This window comes from Methanospirillum hungatei (assembly GCF_020216685.1).
In the GTDB taxonomy this organism is placed as follows: Archaea; Halobacteriota; Methanomicrobia; order Methanomicrobiales; family Methanospirillaceae; genus Methanospirillum; species Methanospirillum hungatei_B.
Genome location: NZ_JAIWNS010000195.1, coordinates 1 through 9,708 on the forward strand (window position 1 = coordinate 1; position 9,708 = coordinate 9,708).

The following is a 9,708-nucleotide window of genomic DNA, read 5'->3' on the forward strand; positions in this document are numbered from 1 at the left end:
GTTCCGATGGAGCTGGAAAAGGAGGGAATGGCCGATGTCTTATGTCAGCTTCTTCAACTGGGGAAGGATGGTGCTGACCCTGAATGGTACCGGATCGTCACCCGTGAATATACCCACCGGATTACCATCGGCATCGTCAGTAAGTATGGAAAGGAAGATGTATACCTGTCCATAAAGGAAGCACTCAAGCATGCAGGGAGGAAACTCTCTACCGAAGTATCGATCAGGTGGCTTGATGCAGAGCGGGTAGAGCCTGCAGACCTTCGGGAATGTGACGGGGTGCTCATACCTGGAGGATTTGGTGTCAGGGGCATTGAAGGCAAGATTAATGCGATCCGCTTATGCAGAGAAGAAAAAATACCGCTCCTTGGCCTGTGTCTCGGGTTTCAGCTTTCAGTCGTTGAGTTCGCAAGACATGTCCTGGGTATCGCCGATGCCTGCAGCAGTGAATGCGGAGACGGCACTGCGGTTATAACCATCCTGCCAGAACAGGAGGGGGTTGAAAACCTGGGAGGGACCATGCGGCTTGGTGACTGTCCGGTTGAGATCAAATCCGGTACAATTGCATACAAACTCTACCAGCAGCATGAGATCATCGAACGTCACCGGCACCGGTATGAGGTTGACCCGGCATACATCAGCAGTCTGGAGGATGCAGGCCTCATCTTTTCAGGGAGAAACGGAGATCGGATGGAGATAGCAGAGATTGAAGATCATCCCTTCTTCTTTGCAACCCAGTTCCATCCGGAGTTCAGGTCCAGGCCAACCAGCCCCTCACCGCCATTTTTGGGTTTTGTAGAGGCTTGTCTGAAGAACAGGGGGAAGGGAGAATAATGGTAAACACAGAGAAATTCATCAAAGAGGCCATTCACCGGATACAGGAAGAGTCAAAGGGTGAAAAGGTCGTCATTGCATTGTCCGGAGGAGTAGACAGTTCTGTCTGTGCAGAACTTGCATCGCGGGCTATTGGTGAGCGGCTGATCCCGATTTATGTGGACACCGGGCTCATGCGGAAAGGAGAAACAAAGCGGATATCAGAGATCTTCGGTCATCTTGGCCTGAAGATTGTGAACGCTGCTGATGAGTTCCTGGATGCCCTTGAGGGAGAGAGTGACCCTGAAAAGAAACGGAAAATCGTAGGGGAACGGTTTATTCGTGTCTTTGAGCGGGAGGCGACCGCAACCGGAGCTCAGTATCTCCTGCAGGGGACCATCTATCCGGACTGTATCGAGAGTGAAGGGGGAATTAAAAGTCACCATAATGTCGGCGGGCTGCCCCTCACCATGCAGTTTCAGGGCGTTATCGAACCGCTCCGGGAACTGTATAAGGATGAGGTACGAGAGGTCGCAGAGGCGCTCGGCCTTCCCCGGGAGATTGCTCACCGGATGCCTTTCCCCGGGCCGGGCCTGTCGGTCAGGGTTGTCGGAAAGGTGACACGAGAAGCAATCGACGTGGTGAGAGAAGCAAACGCCATCATCGAGGAGGTTCTGGTTGAGAAATACCGGCCATGGCAATGCCTTGGTGCCCTGGTGGGACTTGGAACCGGAGTGAAAGGTGATAACCGGCTCCATGGATGGATTGTGGCCGTCCGTGCAGTCAATTCACGCGACGGGATGACGGCAGATCCCATTGACGTATCATTTCAGGATCTGCAGGAGATCGAATCACGGATCACCTCCCAAATACCAAGTGTTGCACGGGTTGTGTATGATGTGACACCCAAACCCCCTGCAACGATAGAATACGAATAACCATTATTGGAGGAATCATGAAATACGAAGATAATTATCGGGAACTTGAATCATCATATTATATGCCTGCATTCAGCCGGGACATGATGCTGGTGAAGGGATCAGGCTGCACCGTCACTGATGCAGAAGGAAAGTCATATCTTGACTTTGTTGCAGGAATTGCAGTCTGCAGCACCGGGCATTGTCATCCGAAGGTCGTCAAGGCCATTCAGGAACAGGCTGCAGAACTCATTCACTGTTCAAACCTGTACTATGTCCCTCACCAGGGAACCCTTGCAAAACGGCTGGTTGAATATTCAGGATTAAAGAAGGCATTCTTCTCCAATTCCGGAGCAGAGGCGAATGAAGCGGCGATCAAACTGGCACGGGTCAGAACCGGGAAGAAAGAGTTCATCGCCTGTGAAGACGGGTTTCATGGACGGACAATGGCATCTCTGGCCTGCACACACAAACCTGCCATCAGAGAGCCATTCCTGCCCTTAAATCCCCGCTGCACCTTTGTTCCCTATGGGGATGCAGATGTTATCCGTAAGGCAATTACGAAAGACACCGCCGCAGTGATGGTTGAACCGGTCCAAGGAGAAGCCGGAGTCATCATCCCACCGGAGGGCTATCTTCGGGAAGTCAGGGAGATCTGTGATGAAAAGGACGTCCTCCTGATCCTTGATGAGGTACAGACCGGGATCGGCCGGACCGGGAGATGGTTTGCATACCAGCATGAAAAGATCCAGCCTGATATCGTATCACTGGCAAAAGGGATCGCAAGCGGATTTCCGATGGGAGCAATCATAGCCCGCGACGGTCTTGAGTTCTCAAAGTCAGAACATGGAAGCACCTTTGCCGGCGGGCCCGTCGCCTGTGCTGCAGCTCTTGCAACCCTTGATGTCATTGATGAGGTACTGCCATCGGTGGCACATAAGAGTGAGCAGATGAAAAAAGCACTCTCCGCACATGAAATACGGATTACCGGCCTCATGGCAGGAGTGACCATCGGTGATTCCTGTCCGGCCGTCCAGCAGGCATGCCGGGAAAACGGTGTCCTCGTCAATTGTGCTGCACATGGCAATCTCCGGTTAGTGCCGCCTCTTGTCATCAGTGCTGAGGAGATCGACAGGGGATGCGGAGTCATTCATGCAGCAATCGAATCGATCTGCTGATCTGATCCGTGATCTCTACCGGCAGGATACGGGTTACGTATTTGCAAAAAAGCCAGAGGAGATTGCAAAGGAGTTCGGGTTTACAGAGGTAGCCAGGCTTGCCAGTAATGAAAACCCCTTCGGACCCTCCCCCCGTGCATTAAAAGAGGCAGAAAAAGCCCTTTGTATCATGCACCGGTACCCTGATACCACTCATACAAACCTTATCAATGCCCTGCAGAGATATCACGGTGACTACTCCTTTGTTACCGGCGTGGGAATGGACGGAGTGATTGAGACCTGTATCAGAGTACTGATAAATCCCGGTGATCAGGTTGCCATCTCAACTCCAACCTTCTCCTTTTATGGTCTTGCAGCTGCCGCCCAGGGAGGAGACGTTACCCACATTCCAAGAAACCCTGATTTTTCGGTAGACATTCCTGACTTTATTGCAGCAGCCAGAAAGGCAAAGATTTCCTTCCTCTGTACTCCGAACAACCCTTCAGGGACCGTAACACCGCTTTCAGATATTGAGGAGATCCTAAAGAACATAGATGGCATCCTCTTTTTGGATAACGCATATGTGGAGTTTTCACCGCTGGACTACCGTGATCTTATGAACCGGTATGATACCCTTATCATCGGACGAACCATGTCCAAGGTCTTCGGTCTGGCAGGATGCAGAGTCGGATATGCATTTGTTCCGGACTGGTTCAGACCGGTGTATGAAAAGGCGGCAACCCCATTCACCCTGAATACCATATCAGCGGCTGCAGCTGCAGGTGCCCTTGAAGACCACGACTATATCGACCGGACCATCGCCTATGTGAAAAAATGGCGGGATATATTTACAAAGGAGATCGGAAAACCGGTTCTTCCAAGCGGGGCAAATTTTGTGATGATAGACGTTGCACCGCTCACCGGTGATCAGGCTACAGACTTCTTTGCACAGAACGGAGTTCTGGTCCGGTCATGCCGGAGTTTTCCCGGTCTTGCAGATCATTATATCAGGGTGTGCATAGGAGAAGAATGGGAGAACAACCGGTTCATTGAGGTATTCAGAAGATTATGATGATCGCTCTTTCCGGAACACCCGGAACAGGAAAGACGTCCGTTGCCCGGGAACTTCAGAAGAGGGGAGTCCCGGTGACCTATGCTACAGATACGATCGGGCCATATCGTATTGGTGAAGATCCTGAGCGGGACACCGATATCATCGATGATGAGCGGTGGGTGTCAGAGTTCACGCCGGTTGATGGGATCGTAGAGGGGCATCTGACACATCTTCTCCCGGCAGACCGGATCATTATCTTACGGTGTCATCCAGCAATCCTCAAGGACAGACTCAGAAAAAGGGGATATTCAGAAATGAAGATCCAGGAGAACATCGAAGCGGAAATCCTGGATGTAACCCTGGCCGAAGCATTTGATATCCATGATGAGGAGAAACTCTACGAGATTGACACAACACACCTGGATATTTCTGAATGTGCAGACAAAGTTGAGGAGATAATCAGAGGAACTGCACAGCCGTCAATCGGAATTGTTGACTGGCTTATCACATGCGGAGATATGTTATGACCCTTGACTCATATCGTGAACAGGTAAAGCCCATCATCGACCCGGTTGTTGCCGCATGTATACGAATGAAAATTACTCCGGATAGTTGTACGGTCCTCTCCCTCATCGCTGCAGCAGGAGCAGGTATCGGATTTTATTTTTACGAGATCGGGATCGGTACCGCCTGCATTCTCCTCAATGCACTATTTGATGCCCTCGACGGCTCGATTGCACGGGCCATGGATATCCAGAGTCTGAAAGGTGATTTCCTGGACCACACCGTGGACCGGTACGCAGATATTTTTATGATATGCGGGATATTCGCCGGTCCGCTCTGTCCCTGGCAGATAGGTGTCTTCGGACTGACCGGGGTCCTGATGGCATCATATCTTGGGACCCAGGCACAGGCGGTCGGGATTGGCAGATTTTATGGGGGATTTTTGGGACGGGCTGACCGGCTTATTCTTCTTATCGGAGCAGGAGTCGCTTCTGTAATCTCATCCGCACTCATCATCGGACTGTCCCTCTTTGCATGGGTGTTACTGATTTTTGGTATCTTTGGCCATATTACCGCAGCCCAGCGGTTTTTGCATGTGTGGAAACAGCTATAGTTGTTATAGCTGTTTCCCAACCATCTGGGCCGAAGAATTCATAAATATCCAGTATCCCTGTCTCGGGTCAAGAGAAACGTCCCTGCTCTCAACTCCATTCGTAATAGGGGCAGAGAATCTCTGCTTTTCTGCATCATACCCGATAATATAACTCCAGAATTCTTCGATTGAACGGAAAGCTTCATCAGCGGATACCATCATGATATCAGCAAAGCTGACAAGATTCCACCCTTCCTCCAGATCCCTGGTCAGATTATACTCCGGACCCTCACCTGATATCCTGATGGGAACCTGTACCATATCTGGTGAGTATATAAAAAAGGCTGACAAGGGGGAGATCGGATCAGATCGTGCTGATCTCATCCAGGCGGCTGATGTACTGTTCCATGTAAAGATGGAATGTCCTGCGGTATCAACACCGGAGAGAATATCCATGGTGTCAAAACCGGGTTCTAGCGTTACCGGAACAGAGACCAGATTCCAGCCGCGAAGGAGAGTAATATTCAGGTAATAGGGAGAGACTGCAACAATATATGCTGGTTTTCTGATATCCTCACACCCGGTAACTGAATCACATGCCTGAAGAGCGGGTGAATATATCCCGGCGGTCTCATAGCAATGGAACGGATTTCGTTCATTTGTCTTCTGCCCGTCACCAAAGTCAAGCTCTGACTGCTGTATCTGACCGGTCACTTTATATGAAGTACAGAGAGGAGCAAGGCCACGCCTTGGAAGACCGGAAAAGTCATACGGGGAAGCTTCCTTCTTTAAGACATGGACCGTCTGTGATTTTGTTCCAAAACAGTCGCCGGCCCCCCATACGGTCAGAGTCACATTATAATTCCCTGGTTCATCAAACCGGTGCTCTACAATTTTTCCTGAATCTGACGTGCCATCACCAAAGTTCCAGTACCGTTTCTCAGCATAATCAATTGTGGTATCAGTGAACTTGACCGTGAGAGGTGCGTCGCCGTGGGGAGGGAACATGGTGAATGAGGGTTTCGGAACCGCATGAGCCGTGATATAGTTCTCCTTTACCTCCTGCTGCGTGCCGTTCGGAAAGGTGTCAGTCAGACTCACCGTGTAGGGACCAGGGAATCTGAAGCAGTGGAAGGGATTTTTCTCAGTGCTGGTCTCACCATCACCAAAGTCCCACAGACGGGTGAGGGGGATCTCAGGGGATTTTTCATTAAACTGCACACAATGAGGTGCACAGCCGGCCAATGGGGTAGCAGTAAAATCAAGTTTCTCTTTGGGTTTTATCTTCAGTTCCTTTACCGCTATGGCATTACATCCACAGGTACCCGTGATCACCAGTGAAACCCGGTATGTTCCTTCCATATCAAACCGGTGTGAGGGAGATGGCCCCTCTGCCCGTGTCCCGTCTCCAAAATCCCAGGAGTATTTCAGTCCTTCCGGAGCATCGGTACTGAATTTGTATTCATTCAGAGCAGTCCCCTGGGCAATAAGAATCCTGGGTTGATGAACAAGTATGGGCTCTTTTCCTTCCACTGTATCACATAAATTATTGGAACAGTAGGTCAGAGATGGGAAATAATTCCCGCTGGTCCCATAACAGTGGGTGGCCTGTGCACTGGTCGCCGTGCTGTTGTCACCAAAATTAAACTCCCAAGACTGAGTGGGATTGATGATACTATATGCAACACATAAAGGAGCGATCCCTTCAACCGGGGTAGCGGTAAAATCAGGAGTTCCTGCTGGAACATATTTCAGGTACCGGTTTTTTGTAATGGTATACGGAGCACCATCAATCGTATAGGTCATGGAGACGGTGTAAAGACCAGGCTCGGGGTAACAATGGACCGGACTCTTTTCATATGATCTCCCCCCATCGCCAAAATCCCATTGAAATGAGTCAGCCTCCCCATATACGATGAACCTGGTACAGATCGGAGCAGTGCCATTCTGTCGTTCAGCAAGAAAATCTACCTTGTTCCCCGGTGTAACCTCGATATAATTGAATTTTGAGATCTTGTTGCAGGAACCAGCAATACAGTATGTCAGGGAGGGGCTGTAATTCCCCGGTTCCCTGAACTGGTGTCTCGGATTCTGGTCAGTACTATCATCACTTCCATCTCCGAAATGCCAGATGATATTCGTAGGATTGCCGATTATTGAAAACTGAGTAGTAAGCGGGGCTGGCCCGGAGGAAGGTTCTGCGAAATAATCAACATATGTCTCAGGATCTCCGACTTTCACACAGTCAGGTTTTGATACTTCCCCGGCGATTGTGCCATAGGAGTATTTTAGTTTAACCCAGTAGGATCCCTTTTGTTTATAACAATGGACAGGGTTCATGGCATATGAGGTTGTTCCATCACCAAAATCCCAGACATACTCACCATTCGGGCCTGAAACAGTAAACTGAACGCAAAGAGGTGGATACCCTTCAAATGGAGAGGCGGTAAAATCCACGACCCACTCCGCTGACAGATTGCTGGTATTATTCGTGATATTGTCCTCCGGCCCATCAGCATGCGTTATGGATATAAGAATCCCAGCGATACACACACAGAATGCGAAAACACATAATAGCCGGATAACCAGGCAATTCTGCATCTGACCAGAATACTCTGCCATAAGTAAAAATCAGGTACCTGTAGGCACTTCAAGTATAAAAATAAGTGACGAAAAGGTCAGAACCAGCTCTCAAGAGTTTTCTGCTTCTCCTTCTTCGATATCTTATCAAGAACCGGATCCACCCGGTCCAGGGAAAACCCATGTTCATCACAGAGAAATGCCCTGATGCCGTCACGATCAATCCGCCCGGGATCAAGAGTGTATGAATCGGTGACCGGGGGATTTAGGAAAAAACTACGAACTGGTTCAGGATCAAAATCAGGAAGTTTCTCACGGATAATTGAATCAAACTCTCCTGATTTGATCTTCTTTAATCCGGTTTTAGCGCCAATCCCCCGGATTCCGGGATTAAAATCGGTGCCGGTCAGGATGGCAATCTCGATAAGCTGCTCTCTGGTTATAGCAAGAGTACTGAGAACATCAGAGAGGAGAATTCGTTCAGGCTGGACGGTAATCTGTCTCCCATGAAGCCGACGCTTGCCTGAAATGGTAAGATTTCTGACCAGGACCGGAGTGCCAAAGAGGAGGGTGTCATAGTCCTGAGAGACAACATAGTCAGCATCCCCCTGCAAAACCATATATGCCGCCTGAGCTTCTCCTTCTGATGGGGCGTCAACAACAGGCAGACCCATCAGCTGGATCAGCTGACGTGCCGAAGACAGAATATAGGCATCAATGGCCGTACTGGACATGGCATACCTGAAGGCCCCGGTCAGATCACCCTCTTTTTTTGCCTGGTCCCATTTTTCCTTCGACTCTTCACGGACATCCCTTCGTTCCTGGATGGTCCTGCCTTTCATCTCCGGTGATTTTCCATCAAAGATGAAGACCGGGCGGATACCCTGAGTCAGAAAGTTGGCAGTCCTGAAGAAGATGCCGGAAAGATGCGAGGTGATTCTTCCCGAATCATCCAAGAGGGGAGTCCCATCCGGCTGTCTGATGATAGAGAGGAACTGGTACAGCGCATTGAATGCATCGATTGCCGCGACTCCTTTCAGCTCATCGGCTTCAGCCGGCCGTTTCAGGTCAGTAAGAATATCTCTGAGTGCTACACCCATGGTCAGCCTACCGGTACACCCTTCTGGTCAGTTCTGTATGGACATCCATCATCTTTCGCACAGACTCCTCATATCTTCGTTTCATATCCGATGCCTGATCATCGACTGCCCGATGGATAATTCTGCCCTGATATTTCACCCCTGCTGCAAGGTTTTCAACTCTGACAAGAGTATACCACATCAGAAAGATAATGGGAAGTGTCATCAGGAGAAGTCCGATAATCGCTTCAAAAGGGAACCTGTATGCAAATCCGATCAGGATACACCCGCATGAAACCAGAAGGAGCGGGATAATACCAGCCAGAAGGATCCGATCATCCATATATTCAGATAGGTAGTTCTCCCATGATGTAAGTACTGGTTATCATGAGATCGAAGGAACAAATCCGGGAGTTTTTTGCCATCCTTGCAATGCCGGTAATGCTCCTTGCTGTGGAAATCGGATCCGTTCTCCTTGCAATGCCCATGACCGCCTCAGGATATGCGGTCTTTGAAGACCCAGAGTCACTTTCAAATCCGGTATGGTTTATCGTGATGCTCCTGGTATTCACGGCATTTCTTCTTATCCTCATACAATACAGATTCAAACGAGTGCTGGGCTGGATAATCCGGGCATCCCTGTTTATCGCATATATCTATGTATTCTCAGGACTTCTTGGACTCATCCTGTCAGCGGAGTCTGCACTGGTTATAGGAACAGCATGTGCCGGAGCGGCAACGATCCTGTTATGGAAATACCCCGAGTGGTATGTTGTAGACATATTGGGCGTCCTTCTTGCAGCTGGAGTTGCATCCATGTTTGGCATATCACTCGAACCAGTACCGGTCATTCTGCTCCTTATCCTCCTCTCGGTATATGATGCAATATCAGTATACAAGACAAAACATATGCTCACCCTCGCAAACGGTGTTATTGAAGGCAGAATGCCCATCATGATGGTGGTACCAAAGAAGGAGGGATACTCATTCATTCGTGACGGAATCGGGGGCA

The 9,708-nt window shown here is 49.6% G+C and carries 10 protein-coding genes; 7 read left to right on the plus strand and 3 right to left on the minus strand.

The genetic code is table 11. The features are described 5' to 3' along the window. The 6 genes from LDL35_RS12040 to LDL35_RS12065 all read left to right on the plus strand — a co-directional run. Window positions 1–834, plus strand: an 834-nt coding sequence (locus LDL35_RS12040) for a gamma-glutamyl-gamma-aminobutyrate hydrolase family protein (RefSeq protein ID WP_304022698.1), incomplete at its 5' end; no start/stop codon positions are given. Beyond that, entirely contained in the window at window positions 834–1,751 is a 918-nt protein-coding gene (guaA, locus tag LDL35_RS12045; protein WP_304022700.1) for a glutamine-hydrolyzing GMP synthase, read from the plus strand. The genes LDL35_RS12040 and guaA, both read left to right, overlap by 1 nt. Before the next feature lie 17 nt (window positions 1,752–1,768). Further along, window positions 1,769–2,908 carry an acetylornithine transaminase gene (locus tag LDL35_RS12050; RefSeq protein WP_304022702.1) on the plus strand — a complete coding sequence of 380 codons (1,140 nt, stop codon included), beginning with the start codon at window positions 1,769–1,771 and terminating at the stop codon, window positions 2,906–2,908. Then, window positions 2,883–3,959, plus strand: a complete 1,077-nt coding sequence (locus tag LDL35_RS12055) for a histidinol-phosphate transaminase (protein ID WP_304022705.1) — start codon at window positions 2,883–2,885, stop codon at window positions 3,957–3,959. The genes LDL35_RS12050 and LDL35_RS12055 overlap by 26 nt, the downstream gene beginning before the upstream one ends. Further along, window positions 3,956–4,468 carry an adenylate kinase family protein gene (locus tag LDL35_RS12060; protein ID WP_304022707.1) on the plus strand — a complete coding sequence of 171 codons (513 nt, stop codon included), beginning with the start codon at window positions 3,956–3,958 and terminating at the stop codon, window positions 4,466–4,468. Before LDL35_RS12055 ends, LDL35_RS12060 begins: the two co-directional genes overlap by 4 nt. Further along, the gene (locus tag LDL35_RS12065; protein WP_304022709.1) at window positions 4,465–5,058 is read left to right on the plus strand and encodes a CDP-alcohol phosphatidyltransferase family protein; all 594 of its coding nucleotides are present in this window, start codon (window positions 4,465–4,467) and stop codon (window positions 5,056–5,058) included. The genes LDL35_RS12060 and LDL35_RS12065 overlap by 4 nt, the downstream gene beginning before the upstream one ends. Window positions 5,059–5,061: 3 nt before the next feature. On the opposite strand, the gene LDL35_RS12070 is transcribed toward LDL35_RS12065, so the two are convergent. The 3 genes from LDL35_RS12070 to LDL35_RS12080 are packed head-to-tail and all read right to left on the minus strand — an operon-like array spanning window position 5,062 to window position 9,039. Continuing rightward, complete coding sequence (locus LDL35_RS12070) at window positions 5,062–7,659, minus strand: PKD domain-containing protein (RefSeq protein WP_304022711.1); 2,598 nt, start codon at window positions 7,657–7,659, stop codon at window positions 5,062–5,064. A gap of 56 nt (window positions 7,660–7,715) precedes the next feature. Further along, a complete protein-coding gene (fen, locus tag LDL35_RS12075; protein ID WP_304022714.1) occupies window positions 7,716–8,717 on the minus strand; it encodes a flap endonuclease-1 in 1,002 nt (333 codons plus the stop codon). 7 nt (window positions 8,718–8,724) lie between these two features. Next, the gene (locus LDL35_RS12080) at window positions 8,725–9,039 is read right to left on the minus strand and encodes a hypothetical protein (RefSeq protein WP_304022716.1); all 315 of its coding nucleotides are present in this window, start codon (window positions 9,037–9,039) and stop codon (window positions 8,725–8,727) included. A 44-nt stretch (window positions 9,040–9,083) separates the two neighbouring features. On the opposite strand from LDL35_RS12080, the gene LDL35_RS12085 reads away from it, so the two are divergent. Further along, a partial coding sequence (locus tag LDL35_RS12085; RefSeq protein ID WP_304022718.1) for a presenilin family intramembrane aspartyl protease PSH occupies window positions 9,084–9,708 on the plus strand: 625 nt, incomplete at its 3' end.

What these genes read in the sequence shown, in the direction of transcription:
- LDL35_RS12070 (WP_304022711.1), bottom strand. Translation starts at nt 7,659, where the DNA reads ATGGCAGAGTATTCTGGTCAGATGCAGAATTGCCTGGTTATCCGGCTA.
- guaA (WP_304022700.1), top strand. Translation starts at nt 834, where the DNA reads ATGGTAAACACAGAGAAATTCATCAAAGAGGCCATTCACCGGATACAG.
- LDL35_RS12050 (WP_304022702.1), top strand. Translation starts at nt 1,769, where the DNA reads ATGAAATACGAAGATAATTATCGGGAACTTGAATCATCATATTATATG.
- LDL35_RS12055 (WP_304022705.1), top strand. Translation starts at nt 2,883, where the DNA reads ATGCAGCAATCGAATCGATCTGCTGATCTGATCCGTGATCTCTACCGG.
- LDL35_RS12060 (WP_304022707.1), top strand. Translation starts at nt 3,956, where the DNA reads ATGATGATCGCTCTTTCCGGAACACCCGGAACAGGAAAGACGTCCGTT.
- LDL35_RS12080 (WP_304022716.1), bottom strand. Translation starts at nt 9,039, where the DNA reads ATGGATGATCGGATCCTTCTGGCTGGTATTATCCCGCTCCTTCTGGTT.
- fen (WP_304022714.1), bottom strand. Translation starts at nt 8,717, where the DNA reads ATGGGTGTAGCACTCAGAGATATTCTTACTGACCTGAAACGGCCGGCT.
- LDL35_RS12065 (WP_304022709.1), top strand. Translation starts at nt 4,465, where the DNA reads ATGACCCTTGACTCATATCGTGAACAGGTAAAGCCCATCATCGACCCG.